This is a genomic window from Photorhabdus machadonis, from assembly GCF_052657765.1.
This window is the reverse complement of the sequence record NZ_CP199761.1, coordinates 1,233,489-1,251,105: the sequence shown is the minus strand read 5'-3', so window position 1 is coordinate 1,251,105 and position 17,617 is coordinate 1,233,489. Positions and strand designations below refer to the sequence as shown.

The following is a 17,617-nucleotide window of genomic DNA, read 5'->3' as shown; positions in this document are numbered from 1 at the left end:
GCATGCAGATACGCTACTCACGGGGCCTGAATGCGATTGATGTACAGCCCATCCCGCTATCTGTACCCGATTTTGATACGTTTGAACGTACCATTTTGACGGATAAAACAGTCATTGGTATCAACGATAGCGACGACAAAGCCATACTGATTAAGAAAAAGAAACGCTTGCCGTATATCTGGCGTTATCCCATTGATAGCGCGGTTGGCAGAGTGGCAACCAACGTTGCTGAATGTTGCTACCTTTCTCTCGACTTAGACGGGACTACTGAAGAGGGATGGGAGGTAGTAAAAGCTTTTCTTACAGACTTCCGGGGCTTTGCTTACACGACGGCCAGTCATTTACATCACATGGCTGAGGGTAAACAGCGCTGGCGGATTGTGTTAGCTACATCTCGCGCCGTTTTACCCGATGAGCTGTTGCGCGTTGGAAGTGCTTTTGAAGCGTTACTAATGGACAGCTACGATTTGATTTGTGATGCACCTGTTAAATGGGATAGCCGCGTTTACCAGCCCTCTCAAATTTTGTTTCTGCCCGATGAACGCGCTGAAAGTGTGACGTTTCGGGGCGCGCCCGTTGATGTCGATGTTTTACTGGCATCTGTACCGCATGACGAAAATCGCGTTATGCAACCTACTGAGCTGGATAGTTTTGACAGGGAGGTCAAATTACATCAGCTTAATGATCATGTCTTTGACGATTTGCGTAGTGCGCTGTGGCACCCCTCTGTACTTACCCATGCCGAAACTTATCCCAGTTGGGTAGACATGGGTAACCGGCTGGCATGGTTCAAATTTACGGAATACGAAGACCATGCGCGTGATTTGTGGCTTGAATGGTCCGCTACGGCAGCTAATTCAGATCCGGATTCCGCCGCCACTAAATGGGATTCAGACGCACTACGCGCGGAGCGTACCGAATTCACCTCCATCTTTGCACTGGCTCAAAAAGCAGGCTGGAAAAACCCGGCGTCAGAACGCGGGATGCCTGTTGCCGTTGGTGATCAGGATTTCGACGTCATTGAAGCGGACGACGATGAACCCGCACCCTTGCCTGCGCTAAAGCGTGATAAGTACGGCCAAATCGAATCAACGATTGATAACGTCGCAAAAGCCGTAGCACGGCCCGATTTTTGCGGCTTACAAATTCGTTTTGACCAGTTCCGGGATGAGATCATGTTTACGCCAAGAGGGGTTGAGCAATGGCAGACTTTTAGTGATGCCGATTATTCACGGTTACGCATTACCTTAGAACAACGAAGTTTTAAGCCGGTTGGCCGGGAGTTGATCCGGGATGTCGTGCTGTTAACCGCAGATGAACATCCTTTTGATTCCGCTGTTACATGGCTGAATACGCTTGAGTGGGACGGCGTGCCCCGCGTGGAGCAGTTTTACCATACACATTTCGGCGCTGAAGATTCGAAGTATACCAGAGCAGTTTCAATGTATATGTGGACAGCATTAGCCGGGCGTGTGATGGCTCCCGGTTGCAAAGCCGATATGGTACCGATTCTCGTGGGTGCTCAGGGTTGCGGTAAGTCAACCGGCGTTGCAGCGTTATCGCCAGATCCTGAATTTTTCACCGAAATAGCTTTAGGTGAAAAAGAAGATGACCTGGCGCGGAAAATGCGCGGCCGGCTCGTCGGTGAAATCGGTGAATTACGCGGACTTCATACAAAGGAATTGGAAGCCATCAAAGCGTTTATCTCTCGCACGCATGAGAACTGGATACCTAAGTACCGGGAATTTGCCACCCAGTTCCCTCGCCGCATTGTGTTCATCGGTACAACCAATCAGGATGAGTTTTTAGCAGATGACACCGGTAACAGGCGTTGGCTTCCCGTTAGAGTAAAGAAAGTCAATGTCGGTGCCATACGCGAAGACCGATTGCAACTTTGGGCTGAAGCACGAGAACTATTCAACCAGTCGGGCGTTGCTTTTCAAACCGCGGAATGCCTCGCTACCGAAGTCCACGAGCAACACATGATCAAGGATGTGTGGTTAGAAACGGTCGTGCGCTGGCTAGATGAACCCGATGCAATGACAGGGGAAAAGCCTCGTGACCGGGATTTTTTACGCGCAAGTGACGTTTTGCGAGAAGCACTGAACTTTGACACTTCGCGAATCGGCAAACGCGAAGAAATGAGGGTAAGTGGTGTTTTACAAAATTGTGGTTACAAACGTATACAGCGTCGGGTTGATGGGAAAACTGGTAAGGTTTGGGAACTTGTGAAACCACCGTATCCACTGTAACCACCTTTTAATGAGAAATTTTACTGTGAAAGTAATTTTCAAAAAGGTTTTTGGCATAGACGTAACCACCTGCGCTACCGTGTAACCACCTTAAAAACGGAGGTGGTTACACGGTAGCGCAGGTGGTAAGCGGTTTGTATCCACCGTATCCACCGTATCCACCTTTTAGTGAAGAACCCCATTATATATATAAGTGGTTTAAAGGATAACAATAGGAAAATGGCGGTTACGGTGGGTACATTGTGGTTATATCATTGAAAATAAACAAATTAAGGTGGTTACAGGTGGTTGGCGAGGTGGTTACACATGCAAGACGATTTAAACCGCAGCACATCGAGAAAACTACATAAAACTACAGGTGAAAAGCAATGCGAGATATTCAACAAGTACTTGAAAGATGGGGATGCTGGGCGAATAACTTCACCGGCGTAGACTGGTCGCCGGTTGCTGCCGGCTTTAGCTGTCTGCCACGTGTTGTGCATTCACAACGAGAGCCTCAGTGCTCTGACGCAGACGGTTTAATCATCGACATGTGCGTCGCCCGACTGCGCGTGATTGACTGCGCAGACGAGCTGGATTGTATCGAACAGTACTACATGTATGGCTGGTCAAAGCGTTCCATTGCGCGTCATTTGGAATGCCACGAGCGTGAAGTCAGACGCATGGTGCAAGTCGCTGAAAGCTTTATTGCCGGGTGCCTTGAGATGCTCGATATTAAACTTGACATGGACGATGAAGTTAATACGGAAAAGCCTTGTGCGGCCCGCAAAAACTGTGTTATTATGTAAAAAATGGTTTCTTGCACCCTGAATAAAGCCTCGCTCTTTCCGCGAGGCTTTTTGCATTTTGCGCCTTACAAAACGCTTAGCTGAGTGAGTGTTGCTTAAAAGTTTCATAACCGCATTTAGCACACGGGTACACATCCCTTTGAACGCCTAAATCTGCGAACATAGGATCAGGTTCCGTCCGGTCAAGCCTGTAACTTAGTTCAGCAATACGTTGTTTCAACTGTTCTATTTCAGCGGGCACGGATTTTTACCCGAACCCCTGTTATTGCAAGTTTAAAATGTCACCTAATTCCCCAAAATAGAAATGTCACTTTTATTCAGGAGAATAGGGTGATTATCGCCTTAAGCTATTACCTCCAAGATGTAGGACTTTTTCATGTTAACTGAGTGAGGATGTATGAGCAGAGAAGACCAGCTATACCAGATTTACTATTCATATTGCTTAGAGAATATGTTGAGTGTCATTACTGATAAGATTAATTGGACATCTTCTTTCCTGCTGATACTACTCGGTTCAACAATCGCTATTATCGGGGATTACTATACGGTATTTGCAGGGTTGTTAATCACTGCCATTGCGACAATGAAAATCATGTTTTCATTCGAAGTGACATCAGAACGCGCCAATAAGCAATCAGCACGCTATTTGATGCTCTACAACACTTCACATCTGATCATCTCCGATGAAGAATTGCTAAACAGGCTTGTGGACATTCAGGAGGATGACAATAGACCGTGGGCCTCACTAGTGTATCCGGCAATGTTACAGGCCAGTCAGGTTTTAGGCAGGCCAACGGACATTCAATTAACAGGGTATGAAAAGCTGATGGCTTTTCTGGCTGGTTCCGTGCCTGTGCGCTAACGTTTAAACAACTGGAGAAACCAGGATGGAAAACAAAGAAAATTCAACAGTAATCTTTGCAGGAAAAGAGGTAGAACGAGAGCATCTATACCATTTGCTCGAAGTTATCGCACCCGCAGTCTGTGAAGTCGCCATTCACCATTCAAAAAATGGTGAAGACATCGAGATAGTGACTAAACATGCGAAAGCAACAGCCGAAGCTATTGTTTCCGCATTGACTTTTACTAAGAGCTAAGAGCTTTCCATGTCTTCATGGAGTCGTCTTTCAATTTTTGCTCAAGATCATCAATCTGTAATAGCTCGGTAAATTCCGCTTCAAGTTTTCTGAGTTCAAGCAAATATTGAGCGGGTGAAAGTTTTTTGTCAGAACGGCGTAAATATTCAAATGCAAGAGTTTGCGCATCTGTCATAACAGATTCCTCTTTGGTTGTAGGGACTAAAGATGATACCACGCGCCGGGCGTGAAATACCCGGCAACACTTCAAGGGCTGCGCAATGCGCGGCCTTTTTGTTTTCACGCCCGTAATCGCGGGGACTTAATCCCCAACGGGGGTGGAAATATGAAACTCATGGACAAGCAGCCTGATATCTGGATGCAGCTATGGTTATGGCTGTTATCAGTCAAAGAACAAGGTTTAGGTGCGGCGCTGGCTGCAACAATGGCTTATCTCAGAGGTCGATATAACGGCGGTAAGTTCTGGAAGACAATGATTGACGCGCTGATGTGCGCTTTGATTGCGTGGTTCATTCGTGACTTACTCGTCTTCTTAAATTTGAGCACGGATTTAGCGTACATCGGCAGTGTGATTATTGGCTATCTGGGAACGGACTTTTTCGGCCAGTTGATGCGTGGGACTTTGAATCGTAAAGCGGGGGTATCAGATGCAAAGTAGAGGCATACGAAATAATAACCCCGGCAATATCCGTTGGGGTGATGACTGGCTGGGTTTGGCGTCTGAATCACAGCGTACCGATAAATCGTTCTGTCAGTTTGTCAGCCCTGAATATGGTATTCGGGCCATGATTAAAATTTTACATAATTACAATAGAAAATATGGTCTCAAAACAGTGAAGGGGATCATTTCACGCTGGGCCCCGCCCAATGAGAATAATACCGAGGGTTATGTTAATCGTGTGTGTAAAGACACCGATGTTACTCGTGATCAGGTTGTTGATGTGTTTAATCAGGCACTTATGACAAAACTGATTAAGGCCATTATTACCGTAGAGAATGGTAGTCAGCCCTATGACAACGAGGTCATTGATAAAGCCTTTTCACTTTTGTAGGGCGATATGATGAAGTTTAACTTACACGGTTACACCTTCGTTGCCCTGGTTCTTGTCTCGTTGGTGGCTCATCACTATTACGGTAAGTACACTAAACAGCTTGATACGACAGTCCAGCTACAGAGCGAGTTGCTGGAGCAACAGAATGAAATCGCCAGTCAGCAGGAGAGGATAAAACGCCTGTCTGAACTGGATAATCAATATACAAAGGAACTTGCTCATGCCAAATCTGAAATTGATGCTCTTCGTGGTGATGTTGCCGCTGGCCGTCGTCGGCTGCTCGTCAAAGCCACATGTCCAAAGAGTGAAGCCAGTTCCTCCTCCCGCTTGGATGATGCAACAGCCGCCCGACCTGATGACACCGCTATCCGGCATTATTGGACCCTCAGAGAGCGAATAGCAGTAATCAATCAGCAGGTATTAGGCTTGCAGGACTACATCAAAACTCAGTGTCAGTAACAGAAAGCCAGAAAAGCGAGGCATAGCCCCGCTGAATTAATCAACCTATCTTACTTACGATAGGAATAGACATCCTTGATATGCTTATTGAAATATCGCCCCTTAGAAGGTGCGTTCATCAATCCTTGGTGTATCTGTGGAGGAACACCAAGGATTGATGAACGCACCATCACGGAAAGCTATTTCCAATGTTTTTGTCGCTTGGTTATAACCAACAGAATGAAGGTTTGAAGATGAAACAGGAACTCAATTCACTTTCTAAATCTCCTCTATATGGGAAAAGTCCCGAGGAAATATTAGAATATTTTAACAGATATAACTTTGTTGACGATCACGGACATAAGTTAGAACTATGTCAAGATTTTATAGATCTTGTGAAACTATCCGCAAAATAAGAATACCTAATCAATGAGCCTCGTTTAATCCGGGGCTTTTTACGTTTATATACAGGTAAATATATGACAAAAAAACTCACCACTAAGCAGCGGATGTTTAGCCATGAGTACATTGTCGATCTTAATGCTACACAAGCCGCTATCCGCGCCGGGTACAGTCCAAAGCGGGCCTCTGAAATGGGCTACAGCTTGTTGAAGAATCCACTCGTTAATCAATACATTGGACAGCTCAAACAAGAACGCGTTCAGCAACTGGGTGTGGACGCAGGCTATGTACTGATGAGACTCGTTGAGATCGACAGGATGGACATAGCCGATATTCTTCACGCAGATATGAGCCTAAAATCTGTACAGGAGTGGCCGACAACCTGGCGACGTTATCTTAGCGGCTTTGACTTGGCAGAGATGTTCGAGGGGCGAGGCGAGGATAGAGAAATTGTCGGCATTCTTAAAAAAATCAAATGGCCTGATAAGGTTAAAAATCTTGAATTACTGGGTAAGCATGTTGGCGTGCAGGCGTTCCGTGAGAATGTTAAGACTGAATTAACGGGTAAAGATGGAGGGCCGGTACAAATTGACTTAACCGATGAGCAACTTGAAGAGAGACTAAAGGAGGTTGGCTATGGCCGTCGCTCAAGTCAGCTCAATGAGAAACTTACAGACTCTTGAAGCCTATCGGTGTAGAGCAATAGAACAAGCCCGATCATCTCTGATGGATTTCACGCTCTATACAAACTCACGGTATGAAACGGGTTGGTTCAATGAGTTACTTTGTTTAGAGCTCGATCAGTTTCTGAGTGATATTGAGAATGGCAAGATGCCCCGGCTAATGATATTTGCCCCTCCACGTTCAGGGAAGAGCGAATTGGCATCTCGTCGGCTTCCCGCTTACGTGCTGGGCAAGCATCAAAACTGGCACATCATATCTTGTTCATATTCGTCTGATCTTGCTAATCGCATGTCACGCGACACGCAGCGCATTATTGATACCAAAAAATATCAAGATGCGTTTCCGAACACTCGGCTCAATGGAACGAACATTAGGACGCTTGCGGGTGGGGCAATTCGTACAGCGGAATTATGGGAAGTACTGGACGCTAAAGGTCAATTGCACGGCGGTTCTTATCGTGCGGCGGGCGTTAATGGGGGCATTACTGGGCAGGGGATGAATATCGGTATCATCGATGATCCGGCAAAGGACTACAAAACAGCCTCATCCCCGGTCTATCAAGAATCTGTTATGGACTGGTATGACACCACGTTCTTCACCCGCGCAGATCCGAAGCTGAATGGCATTGTGATTATTCTCACTCGCTGGCATCAGAATGACTTAGCGGGCCAGCTACTCAAGCTGGCAGAGGAAGGCGGAGAGCAATGGCGAGTAGTCAGTTTTCCGATGGAAGCCGAAAAGGAAGAAATTCACGTTCTGAACGGCAAAACATACCGCTTGAGAAAGCCGGGTGAAATCCTGTTCCCCGAACGCATGCCACAGGATTTTGTTGATAAATGCAAGCAACGTGGCTCGCTGGTCTGGAATGCTTTGTACCAACAGAGACCCACGGCAAAAGGCGGCGGCTTAATCAAATCAGAGTGGTTCAAAGAGTATACGGTCTTACCGCCCATCCGCTGGAGTACGGTCTATGGCGATACAGCACAAAAAATCAAAGAAGCCAATGACTTCTCTGTTTTTGAGCTGTGGGGCTTGGGTGAAGACGGCAAGATGTACCTGATTGACATGATCCGGGGAAAGTGGGAATCCAAGGAACTCAAACGTCGCGCAGTCGCTTTTTGGACGAAATGTAAGGCCAGAAAAGATTGCGGTTCTTTGATTTCGATGAAGATTGAAGATAAAGCTTCCGGTACCGGGCTAATCCAAGAAATCCAGACAGAGGCCCTATGCCCGGTGATACCCATTCAGAGAGATAAGGATAAGTTCACGCGGCTGATGGATGTTCAAGGCTATATTGAGTCGGGTTACATTTATCTACCCGCCGAGGCTGAATGGATAAATGATTTTCTCACTGAAATGGAAGCTATCACTCCAGAGTTTAATACGCACGATGACCAGCTCGATCCGTTAATGGATGCTATTTCTGACATGAAATCTGGCGACCTAGGTATATGGGAAGCATTAGGGAGACAATAGTAATGGCCCGTAAAAATCGTCGTAACGACGCAAAAAAGCCCGTTAGGACTGCTGACGGGTACAATAACTTTACTGCAAAACTCGGCGGGTATACATCAAACATTCAATCGAATGGTACGTACATACCTGGCTACATTTCACGTAACAGAGTACAGATTGAGTTTGGCTATCGCAGTTCATTTTTAATTGGCGCGGGCGTGGACGCCATGGCTGATGATATGACTCGCAAGGGCATATCGATCAGCTCACGAATGAAGCCAGATGCTAAAGGAAGACTGGAAACGTTTTGGGAAGATATCGGGATTTGGGACGAACTCAATAATACCCTGAAATGGTCTCGTTTGTATGGCGGGGCATTGCTGGTGGTACTGATTGACGGACAAGACCCGTCAACGCCTCTTAACCTTGAAACGATTGGTGAGGGGCAGTTCAAGGGCACTTTGTGTCTTGACCGGTGGATGGTCAAACCGACGGACAGCGACGTAGTCAAAGAGTACGGCCCGCACTTCGGAAAACCCCAATTCTATAACGTGGTGATCAATCAGCAGGGAATTCCACCCTGGAAGATTCATCACTCGCGCGTTATCAGGATGGAAGGTGATACATTGCCATTTCAGCAAGCACAGACAGAAAATGGCTGGGGGATGTCGGTGGTAGAGCGCATTTTCGAGCGTGTCCAAGCGTTTGATACAGCCACTGTTGGGACAACGCAACTCATTCACAAAGCGCACTTGCGGACGTATAGCATTGATGGCTTAAGGAAAATATTAGCGACAGGCGAAGGAAGTCCTGCATATGCCGCACTGATGAAGCATATGGACATGATCCGCGAATTCCAGACAATTGAAGGCATGACGTTAATGGATGCGTTGGACGCATTCCAAACTCATAGCTATTCGTTCGCCGGTATTGCTGATGTCATCTTGCGCTTTGCTGAACAAGTCTCTGGGGCTACCGGTATCCCGCTAGTGCGTCTGTTTGGTCAATCGCCATCCGGGTTTAGCACCGGCGACGGTGACTTAGAGAACTACTACAGTCGGGTTAACACGTTGCAAGAAAGACGTCTCCGTCACCCATTGAGATGGTTGCTGGATATCTCGCATCGGTCACTATTCGGCGAGCCGCTTCCTAATGATTTCACTTTCGAGTTCAACAAACTTTGGGAAATGTCAGACACGGATAGATCAACAATGGCGAACAATGTGGCTTCTGCAATAGGGACGCTGGTGGACAGGCAGATCCTGCCTATTCATGCGGCAATGACGGATTTACGTAACATGGCTGACATCATCGGTATTGGAGGTTCAATTACAGATGAAGACATTGAAAGCGCAAAAGCGATCTGGGCGGAGTCTGAATCTGAAACCCGCCCTCCGCCGACGTTCGGAAATTCAATACAACAAAAGCCTACAGGCGATAGTCAGCCAAATAAATCAAATCATCACGGGCTCTTACGATGGTTCTCAAGCCAGCGCTGATACCGCCGCGGGTCATCTTATCGACTACTCGCAGGTTCTTGACGATTGGATTACTTCCGTCGCGCATAAAATGTTCATGCAAGTGGAGGGTGAAGAATGGCGCCAGTGGCGTTCTGTGTCGCAAGAGATTTCGGCGGGCTTGCGCGATGTAGTGGGAAATACTCCGATTGGGCAAGTCACTCAAGATATCGTTTATCGTCAGATTCAACTGATGAAATCACTGCCGCTCGAAGCTGCCGAACGTGTTAAAGAGATTCAGGATAGGGCAATACAGGCCGTTATCAATGGCGAACGGCCAGATGAACTTTATCAAATGATAATGGAGTCTGGGAATGTCGCGGCGAACCGGGCGAGGATGATAGCCCGTACGGAGATTGGCAGAGCGACAACGGCGCTTACACAGGCTCGCGCGTTATCAGTCGGCTCAGAGGGCTATTGGTGGCGTATCGAAGGGGCTGGCACGCGACCCTCACACGGAAAGATGAAAGATAAATTTGTGCGCTGGGAAGATCCGCCCACTTTGGACGGAATGACAGGCCATGCGGGGTGTCTGCCGAACTGTAAGTGCTGGCCGGAAGTGCATATTCCCCCGCCGAGAGAATGACAGGCAGCTTAGGAAATGAAATATTTTTTTACTACAAGGCTTGGGGAGACTCGCTATCTGCAAGCCGATAGCTCATTGCTGTGTAAAGACGTACCCATTGCTCGTACAGGCACACAAACTTATCTGCCCGAAGAAATTGACTTACAACCTGATGCCAGTGGATTGGTCACAGTCTATCGCACCGAAGATGAGGTTTTCTCACCGGAGACAATGGCGTCATTCGAGGGGGTGGCCGTCACACTAGATCACCCCGAGGACGAAGAAGGGAATGTCGTTTTTGTTAATCCTTCCAATTTCTCCGAACTGGCTCACGGACATATCCAGAACGTCCGACGCGGCACTGGCGATAAGTCGGATTTGCTGGTGGCTGACGTGCTGGTTAAGCGACAAGAGGCCATTGATGCAATAAACGCAGGAATAACCGATGTCAGTTGCGGCTATGACACGCAATACAAGCAGATAGCGCCCGGCAAGGGCAGGCAATACCAAATCACAGGAAATCACCTTGCCATTGTCAAAAATGGCCGGGCGGGTTCCCGTTGTGCAATCGGGGACTCAGCCCCAAAATTCAAGAAGGAGAAGCCGGTTATGTCATGGCTTAAAAATTTGGCGAAAGCCGTTAAAACAAGAGACGACGACGCGCTAGCGAAACTCATTGATGAAGCGCCGGACCTTCCATCTGATGGGATGGCCTCCATTCCTGGAGTGACAATCAACATGAATACGCCAGCACAAGCAACAGCATTACCGACGGCGGAGCGCACGACGGTTGATGACAAGCCAAACAACACTGAAAACAAAACAGAGGATAACGCGGTACCGGAATGGGCTCAAAAGTTTATGGATTCCATATCAACGCGTTTAGATACGCTGGAGGGGAAAACGGCGGACGGTAACCCCGAAGATGAAGAGGACGACGCTAAAGTGACGGGTGATGCTGCATACCGTCGCAACATCATTGCTGACGCGGAGATTATTTGTCCGGGCTTTAAACCCACAGGGGATAAGTCCCTCAAGCGGCAAGTGCTCAGTCATGCAATGCGTACCGGTGATAGCCTGAAATCCTTTGGCATCAGTGATTTTTCCAAAACACCAAAGGCAACCGTTGATGCGGTATTTAACGCTGCGGTAGAAATTAACCGGCAAAAGAACCGACTCAATCCTATCACTTTTCAAACTGTTGATGCTGCTGGTTCGGCAGTGGGATCAAAGCACGCTACGCCGGCGCAACTGAATGAGTTGTACGCTAACCTCTGGAAACGTAACAAATAAGGTAAATACAATGGGTGGAATTTCTTATCTTGACCGGATGCCGCTGGGCATTCCGGGTTCTGTAACTCGTCCCCGTGACCTGACTATTCAGCCTGAAACCGTCGATCCTAAGAAACTGTTCAGCGCATATGGGCTGGTGGGGAAATATTCGAACGGGAAATTTGTCCCGCTTGAGGAGGGTGATACGGTAGACGAAGTGAAAGGTATTCTCGTTCGTCCCTACCCTACCCAGTCACAGACAGATCTGGCTTATCTTGGGGTTAAAGCAGGATCCGCCGCCGACAATCTGAAACGGGGTTATATCTGCGTGGCGGTGGGTGTATCCGCTGCTAGTGTTAGCGCCAGCAAAGGCAATCCGGTTTATGTGCGCGTCGCCGGGGCGACAGCCGATAGCCCGGTTGGGTCATTTGTGCTGATACAGGATGTTACAGGGGAAAATACACCGGCGTTGCCGGGCGCCGAAGTGATGGGGCCGAGTGATGCTAACGGCAACATTGAAATCGCATACAACATTTAATAAGGAACGCTATGTTTACTATCGATAAAGCCACAAGAGATTCAACCGGCGTGTTTCTTATTGGTGAGCTGGAGCGCAGGGACCAGACACTGAACATGCCGCTTGTGTCGACCAAGTGGTCACGTGATATGCCACTTCGTACTGACGTTTCTATCGCCGATGAAGTGTCTTCCTACACAAACACCTCACTTGCGGCGGCGGGGGGATCAAACCCTAACGGTAAGAACTGGATCAGCACAACATCAACAGCGAATTCCGGGCCAATCCTAAATATTGAACGTACGGCTCAAGCGCTCGAACTGTGGGGGATGGAAGTGGGTTATACCGTCACCGAATTGGCTTCGGCTATGCAAGTGGGGCGCCCCATTGACAGCCAGAAGCATGACGCGATGAAGCTAAAATACAACATGGATGTTGACGAGCAGGTATACATCGGTGATGCAGAAAAGGGGATGTGCGGGTTATTGAATATCCCGCAAGTTATCCCGCGTGCAGCAGCGGCCCCATGGACGGCGACGACAGACCCGGACGTTATCGTTCAGGACTTTAATATTCTCCTCACTGACGCGTGGGTATCGTCCGGCTACGCGATTTGTCCCGGCAAAGTTGGCTTAGCGCCTGAATTGTTTGGGTTGCTTTCAAGCAAGAAAGTATCTAACGCCGGAAATATTTCCGTACTGGAATACGTGAAAATAAACTGCATTGCATTCCAGGAGAACGGCGAACCGCTGGAAATCGTTTCCATGAAATGGGCCTCTAAGCGTGGCGCACGGGGTGCGCACAGAATGGTCGCTTATACACAAGAAGAGCGATATATCCGTTTTCCGTTGGTACCCCTGTTGAATACCCCGCTGGAATATCGCGGACTATGGCAACTGACAACCTATTATGGCCGACTGGGGCAGGTTGAAACGCCGTATGCGAATACCATTGCCTATTTGGATGTTCCGGTATCTTAATTAATGGCGGGGACGCCTCCGCCTTCATGGAGACTGACATGAAATACCTCGTATCAAAGAAAGCGATCCTGAGTTTTGCAGACGGTACTCAAATAGAACTGCAACCGGGCATTAGCAGCTTTCCCGATGAAGTTATTAACCATTGGGCATTCTCAGCTCATGCCCAGCCAATTGATGAAAACGAGCTGAAACAAAAGGACTTAAATGACTCTTCGGCCTTTCTGGAAGAGGTGATTGAGAAATTGGTTACTGAGAATGAAGATCTTAAGTCTCAGATAGCCGTTAAAGACGTGACCATTTCCGAAATGCATAAAGTCTTAGAGGAAATGAAGGCTCAGGTCGACGTTAAATCTGACAAAACCCTGACAGAAAACAATACTGAAAAGAAACCGGGGGCTGGCAATGGCAAAAAACAGTCTTCTGCCGACAGTTGATCAATTCCGCACCGACTTCCCTGAATTTTCCGACAGCACTCACTATCCCGACACTGCAATCAATTTCTATCTCAGCCAGGCGGATAAGCTACTTGACCAAAACGTACACGGTGACCAGTTCGTCTATCTCTGTGAGTTGTTCACCGCGCATTACGTTGAGCTGAGAGGGAAAACTATTGCGGGTGCCTCTATCAGCGGCAGCGTGAATACGGCGGGCGGTGGTGTGTTGACGTCGAAATCGGTAGACAAAGTTTCAATGAGTTACGACACATCAGGGATTATCAATCCCGATGCGGGCTTTTGGAACAATACGGCATACGGAAGAGAATTCTTTTGGTGGTGGTCCATGTTCGGCGCGGGTGGGAGACAACTGTTATGAAAAGTGGTCTGACTATCAAGGCGGACAATGCGGCGGCAATACTGGAATCCCTCAAAAAGCTATCAGATATGGACGTGCTGGTGGGTATCCCGGCCGAAAATGCTACGCGTGAAGAAGGGGAAGCGCTGAACAACGCAGAAATTGGCTATCTACAGTCAACCGGGGCGACAGTGGAGCTTGATGGCGAAACTGTCACGCTCCATCCCCGACCTTTTCTTGAACTTGGTATTGAGGATACCAAGGACCGCACAACCTTGTATTTAAAAGCGGCGGCAGAGTTGGCTCTTGATGGTAAGCAGGATGCGGCTGTCCGTGAGCTGGAACGGGCTGGACAGATTGCGCGTGACGGCGCCAAGAAAGTCATTGGTGACGGTGATCGACTGACGCCAATTGCTGACGCGACAAAAGAGGCTCGGCGCAGGCAGGGGATACCCGGCGACAAACCGCTATACGCTCACGGTTACTTGCTGCGTTCTATCAACTATGTTGTGAGGAATAAAAATGCCACTTCTTGATGTCACTGAGGTTTTATTTGATCCCGATTTCTGCGATACGTCGCTGAAATATACACGCCGCAAAGTCATTGTCGATGATGATGGGTTTGCCACTTCGGAAAAAACTACAAAAAGTTTTGCCGGGGTAGTGACCGTTGACCGCTCTCTCGAGGCTCAGATGAGAATAGCCGGGCAAGTCGTCAGCGGTAATATTCTGATTATTACAGCAACACGGTTGATAGCAGGCGAAACCGATAAAACGGGCGATGTGGTCACGTATCAAAACCGGGATTACTTAGTCAAATCCGTTGATCCGTATACAGCTTACGGGGCCGGGTTCGTGCAGGCGCATTGTGAGCTATTGCCATTTGATGGAGGGGTACCCATTGAGCAATAGCACCCAACCGGGCTGGCTCACACCCTTGTCAGGCCCAGACTATGACCGCGAGATAGAGCGAAAGCTGTCACGCTGGATAAGTTCAGTAAGTGGCTTGATGGGGAAGATGATGTTCCCAAAATGGCAACCTAATGATGAAACGCGAGTTTTTCCCAGTCACGATACTAACTGGTGTGCGTTCGGGATTTCATCGATAGTTTCCGATGATACGCCCGCTTTCGTTAATCAAACGGATGAAAGTACCGAATTGTGGCGACATGAGAAAATCGAATGCCTTATCTCGTTTTATGGTCCGTCAGGTCAACATCATTGCACGCAATTTCGGGATGGGATCACGCTCAGCCCCAACAACGCAGAATTAAATCGAATCGGTCTGTCACTCAGCAACTACAGCCGTATTTTTTCAGCGCCCGAACTTATCAATAACCAGTGGGTGCGTCGCTATGACATGACGGTCACCTTACGGCGAAAAGTCGAGCGTGAATACGGTGTTAAATCGCTGGTGGACGCGCCGGTTAAATTCTTTGGAGATTAAATTATGCAGGGATTACCTGTTTCAAATATCGTCAATGTCACGATAAACATGGCCCCGCGTGCCGCGCAATCCCGAAACTTTGGCTCACTACTCATTGTGGGTGCAAGCAATGTGATTGATACTCAAGAACGTTTACGTCTGTATTCCGATATTGATGGCGTCGGAGCTGATTTTGGTCTGGATACCCCAGAGTATCAGGCGGCGGCACTTTATTATTCCCAGTCACCCCGCCCGGTTGATTTATATATCGGCCGATGGGTAAAAGATCAGTCGTTTGCTGTCTTAAGAGGGGCAATACTGACGAAGCAACAGCAAGCCATTAGCATTTTTACTACCATTACGGATGGCTCTTTTAAGTTAGTGATTAACGGTAAAGAAGCGGTATGCAGCGGCATTGATTTGAGTAAAGAAACCAATCTGAACGGTGTGGCCCAACGAATTGCGGAAAAGCTGAAAGATTGCGCGGTGACGTGGGATACCTCCCGTTTTGTGATTTCGTTGCAAGCATCAGGGACGGTGGGTTATGTCTCACTGGCAACTACCGGGACTTATATTGGTGACCTGTTAAAGCTGAATCAGGGATCGGGCGCTACCGCTATCGAACCGGCCAAAGCAGAAACCCTTGCTGAGGCGGTGGCAACACTGGGTGCTACGTCAAGTGGCTGGTATGGGCTGGTGGTTGCTGAGGGTACATTGACGGATGAAGATGTTTTGTCTGTTGCCGACTACATCGAATCTGCATCGGTTTCTCGTATCTATGGGCATACAGTACAGAAAACAGAGGTATTGGATGCTGACGTTGCTACTGATATCGGTTCAAAACTGAAAGCGGGCAACTATCAGCGCACGCTCTGGCAATATTCATCGGGTAAACCGTATACCGCCGCTTCTCTGATGGGACGGATGTTTACCGTCAATTTCAATGGCAATAACACCACCATTACCCTGAAATTCAAACAAGAACCGGCTGTGACGGCGGAAAGCCTGACAGCAACCCAAGCTAACGCCTTGAAGACGAAAAACGGCAATGTTTTCGTTAAATACAACAACGACACGGCCATTATTCAGGAAGGCGTCATGGCAAACGGGGATTTCATTGATGAGCGCCACGGGCTGGACTGGTTACAGAACTACGTGCAGAACAATCTTTATAACCTGCTTTACACCAGTACTGGCAAGATCCCCCAGACGGATGCGGGTGTCACGCGTTTACTGACCAACGTTGAGCAATCCCTTGATCAGGCCGTCACCAACGGGCTGGTGGCACCGGGTATCTGGAACGGCGGGAGCATTGGACAAATCCAGTCGGGTGATACCTTAACTAAAGGGTATTACGTCTACGCACCAGCAATTGCGACACAAGCGCAGGCAGACAGGGAAGCCCGAAAAGCACCGGTTATCCAGTGCGCTATCAAGTTAGCGGGTGCTGTCCACTATGCAGATGTACTGATTAATGTCGTTCGATAAGGGGTAAACATGTCAACCTATTCATTTATGGATGTTTCGGCATCTTTGACCGGCCCAACCGGGGTTATCGATATGGGGTATGGTTCAGCCACTTCGGAAGAGGGGATCACAATCACGATGACCGAAGCCAAGAACACCATGACGATTGGCGCAGACGGGGAAGGGATGCACTCGTTACATGCGGGCAAATCCGGCACCATCACAGTGACTTTATTGAAAACCTCACCGACCAATAAAAAGTTGTCACTGGCGTATAACGCGCAATCACTGTCTTCAAGTACATGGGGTAATAACGTGATTGTTATTCGAAACCACGTATCAGGGGAAATCACGACAGCGCGGGGCGGTGCTTTCCAGAAACAACCCGATTATACAAACGCAAAAGACGGCGGTACCGTCGCGTGGGCGTTTGACTGCATCAAAATCGATCAAGTGTTAGGGGAGTTTTAATAATGGAATTTGAAATTAACAGTATTCAGTATCGTACGGCAAAGCTGAGCGTGTTCGATCAACTCAAAGTATCCCGTAAGTTGCTGCCTGTTCTGGCCGGGTTAGTGTCTGATATTCGCGCCGTACAGACAATGGCGCAAGACAAAAACATGGAGGGCGCTTTAGAGAAGGCGCTGCCTAAAATCGCACAAGCCGTTTCTGACTTAAGCGACGAAGATTGCAATGCGATCCTCTACCCCTGCTTATCAGTTGTATCGCGGCAACATGGCAAAGGGTGGACTGCTGTATTCTCGCAGGGGGTATTGCACTTCGATGACATTGACCTGCCAACATTGTTGCAGCTAGTCGCGAGAGTGATCGGGGATTCATTAGGAAATTTTTTGCACGCACTCCCCGACAACGGGACGCCACTCCCGCCAGCGGCTTAGTGCTCGATTGCCTG

24 protein-coding genes and 1 pseudogene are annotated in these 17,617 nt (G+C 48.3%); 22 read left to right on the top strand and 3 right to left on the bottom strand.

Annotated elements, in window-relative coordinates:
• Positions 1-2 precede the first annotated feature (2 nt).
• The 4 genes from ACUN2T_RS06175 (at position 3) to ACUN2T_RS06160 (ending at position 4,137) form a co-directional block, all read left to right on the top strand.
• Complete coding sequence (locus ACUN2T_RS06175; protein ID WP_445496711.1) at positions 3-2,252, top strand: VapE domain-containing protein; 2,250 nt, start codon at positions 3-5, stop codon at positions 2,250-2,252.
• Positions 2,253-2,620: 368 nt separating this feature from the next.
• Positions 2,621-3,040 (top strand): antiterminator Q family protein, encoded by a 420-nt coding sequence (locus ACUN2T_RS06170; protein WP_445494429.1) that lies wholly within the window; start codon positions 2,621-2,623, stop codon positions 3,038-3,040.
• Positions 3,041-3,437: 397 nt separating this feature from the next.
• Positions 3,438-3,902: a hypothetical protein gene (locus ACUN2T_RS06165; RefSeq protein ID WP_445494428.1), complete on the top strand. Its 465-nt coding sequence runs from the start codon at positions 3,438-3,440 to the stop codon at positions 3,900-3,902.
• A 25-nt stretch (positions 3,903-3,927) separates the two neighbouring features.
• Positions 3,928-4,137: a hypothetical protein gene (locus ACUN2T_RS06160; protein WP_445494427.1), complete on the top strand. Its 210-nt coding sequence runs from the start codon at positions 3,928-3,930 to the stop codon at positions 4,135-4,137.
• Here the strand turns inward: ACUN2T_RS06160 and ACUN2T_RS06155 are convergent.
• Entirely contained in the window at positions 4,127-4,312 is a 186-nt protein-coding gene (locus ACUN2T_RS06155; RefSeq protein WP_445494426.1) for a YdiH family protein, read from the bottom strand. The two genes, ACUN2T_RS06160 and ACUN2T_RS06155, sit on opposite strands and share 11 nt — an antisense overlap.
• 150 nt (positions 4,313-4,462) lie before the next feature.
• On the opposite strand from ACUN2T_RS06155, the gene ACUN2T_RS06150 reads away from it, so the two are divergent.
• Genes ACUN2T_RS06150 through ACUN2T_RS06140 form a run of 3 tightly spaced genes read left to right on the top strand, consistent with a single transcriptional unit; the run spans position 4,463 to position 5,648 of the window.
• A complete protein-coding gene (locus ACUN2T_RS06150; RefSeq protein WP_214085827.1) occupies positions 4,463-4,795 on the top strand; it encodes a phage holin, lambda family in 333 nt (110 codons plus the stop codon).
• Positions 4,785-5,189 (top strand): structural protein, encoded by a 405-nt coding sequence (locus tag ACUN2T_RS06145; RefSeq protein WP_445496710.1) that lies wholly within the window; start codon positions 4,785-4,787, stop codon positions 5,187-5,189. The genes ACUN2T_RS06150 and ACUN2T_RS06145 overlap by 11 nt, the downstream gene beginning before the upstream one ends.
• Before the next feature lie 6 nt (positions 5,190-5,195).
• Entirely contained in the window at positions 5,196-5,648 is a 453-nt protein-coding gene (locus ACUN2T_RS06140) for a lysis protein (protein ID WP_445494423.1), read from the top strand.
• A gap of 50 nt (positions 5,649-5,698) precedes the next feature.
• Here the strand turns inward: ACUN2T_RS06140 and ACUN2T_RS06135 are convergent, their stop codons facing one another.
• Together ACUN2T_RS06135 and ACUN2T_RS06130 are read right to left on the bottom strand one after the other, a co-directional pair.
• Positions 5,699-5,767 (bottom strand): KTSC domain-containing protein, encoded by a 69-nt coding sequence (locus ACUN2T_RS06135; RefSeq protein ID WP_445497815.1) that lies wholly within the window; start codon positions 5,765-5,767, stop codon positions 5,699-5,701.
• A pseudogene (locus ACUN2T_RS06130) lies at positions 5,751-5,852 on the bottom strand (hypothetical protein); the annotation flags it as partial. The gene ACUN2T_RS06135 and the pseudogene ACUN2T_RS06130, both read right to left, overlap by 17 nt.
• Before the next feature lie 254 nt (positions 5,853-6,106).
• Between ACUN2T_RS06130 and ACUN2T_RS06125 the strand changes: the two are divergent.
• The 15 genes from ACUN2T_RS06125 to ACUN2T_RS06055 all read left to right on the top strand — a co-directional run bounded on the left by ACUN2T_RS06125 (position 6,107) and on the right by ACUN2T_RS06055 (position 17,603).
• Entirely contained in the window at positions 6,107-6,712 is a 606-nt protein-coding gene (locus ACUN2T_RS06125; protein ID WP_445494422.1) for a terminase small subunit, read from the top strand.
• The gene (gene terL, locus ACUN2T_RS06120; protein ID WP_445496709.1) at positions 6,666-8,189 is read left to right on the top strand and encodes a phage terminase large subunit; all 1,524 of its coding nucleotides are present in this window, start codon (positions 6,666-6,668) and stop codon (positions 8,187-8,189) included. The genes ACUN2T_RS06125 and terL overlap by 47 nt, the downstream gene beginning before the upstream one ends.
• A gap of 2 nt (positions 8,190-8,191) precedes the next feature.
• Entirely contained in the window at positions 8,192-9,667 is a 1,476-nt protein-coding gene (locus tag ACUN2T_RS06115; protein ID WP_445494420.1) for a DUF1073 domain-containing protein, read from the top strand.
• Between the two features lie 70 nt (positions 9,668-9,737).
• Positions 9,738-10,271: a phage head morphogenesis protein gene (locus ACUN2T_RS06110; protein ID WP_445494418.1), complete on the top strand. Its 534-nt coding sequence runs from the start codon at positions 9,738-9,740 to the stop codon at positions 10,269-10,271.
• A 15-nt stretch (positions 10,272-10,286) separates the two neighbouring features.
• On the top strand, positions 10,287-11,543 hold the full coding sequence (locus tag ACUN2T_RS06105) for a DUF2213 domain-containing protein (protein ID WP_445494416.1): 1,257 nt from the start codon (positions 10,287-10,289) through the stop codon (positions 11,541-11,543).
• A gap of 10 nt (positions 11,544-11,553) precedes the next feature.
• Positions 11,554-12,060 carry a structural cement protein Gp24 gene (locus ACUN2T_RS06100; protein WP_445494414.1) on the top strand — a complete coding sequence of 169 codons (507 nt, stop codon included), beginning with the start codon at positions 11,554-11,556 and terminating at the stop codon, positions 12,058-12,060.
• A gap of 11 nt (positions 12,061-12,071) precedes the next feature.
• Entirely contained in the window at positions 12,072-13,019 is a 948-nt protein-coding gene (locus tag ACUN2T_RS06095) for a DUF2184 domain-containing protein (protein ID WP_445494413.1), read from the top strand.
• A 38-nt stretch (positions 13,020-13,057) separates the two neighbouring features.
• The gene (locus ACUN2T_RS06090) at positions 13,058-13,453 is read left to right on the top strand and encodes an STY1053 family phage-associated protein (RefSeq protein ID WP_445494411.1); all 396 of its coding nucleotides are present in this window, start codon (positions 13,058-13,060) and stop codon (positions 13,451-13,453) included.
• Positions 13,422-13,832, top strand: coding sequence for a DUF4054 domain-containing protein (locus ACUN2T_RS06085; RefSeq protein WP_445496708.1), 411 nt, complete (start codon positions 13,422-13,424; stop codon positions 13,830-13,832). Before ACUN2T_RS06090 ends, ACUN2T_RS06085 begins: the two co-directional genes overlap by 32 nt.
• Positions 13,829-14,347 carry a hypothetical protein gene (locus tag ACUN2T_RS06080; RefSeq protein ID WP_445496707.1) on the top strand — a complete coding sequence of 173 codons (519 nt, stop codon included), beginning with the start codon at positions 13,829-13,831 and terminating at the stop codon, positions 14,345-14,347. The genes ACUN2T_RS06085 and ACUN2T_RS06080 overlap by 4 nt, the downstream gene beginning before the upstream one ends.
• Complete coding sequence (locus ACUN2T_RS06075; protein WP_445496706.1) at positions 14,334-14,723, top strand: head-tail adaptor; 390 nt, start codon at positions 14,334-14,336, stop codon at positions 14,721-14,723. Before ACUN2T_RS06080 ends, ACUN2T_RS06075 begins: the two co-directional genes overlap by 14 nt.
• The gene (locus tag ACUN2T_RS06070) at positions 14,713-15,258 is read left to right on the top strand and encodes a phage neck terminator protein (RefSeq protein ID WP_445494403.1); all 546 of its coding nucleotides are present in this window, start codon (positions 14,713-14,715) and stop codon (positions 15,256-15,258) included. Before ACUN2T_RS06075 ends, ACUN2T_RS06070 begins: the two co-directional genes overlap by 11 nt.
• A gap of 3 nt (positions 15,259-15,261) precedes the next feature.
• A complete protein-coding gene (locus tag ACUN2T_RS06065; RefSeq protein WP_445496705.1) occupies positions 15,262-16,725 on the top strand; it encodes a DUF3383 domain-containing protein in 1,464 nt (487 codons plus the stop codon).
• A gap of 9 nt (positions 16,726-16,734) precedes the next feature.
• Positions 16,735-17,175 carry a phage structural protein gene (locus tag ACUN2T_RS06060; protein ID WP_445494399.1) on the top strand — a complete coding sequence of 147 codons (441 nt, stop codon included), beginning with the start codon at positions 16,735-16,737 and terminating at the stop codon, positions 17,173-17,175.
• A 2-nt stretch (positions 17,176-17,177) separates the two neighbouring features.
• The gene (locus ACUN2T_RS06055) at positions 17,178-17,603 is read left to right on the top strand and encodes a phage tail assembly chaperone (RefSeq protein ID WP_445496704.1); all 426 of its coding nucleotides are present in this window, start codon (positions 17,178-17,180) and stop codon (positions 17,601-17,603) included.
• The last annotated feature ends 14 nt before the right edge of the window (positions 17,604-17,617 follow it).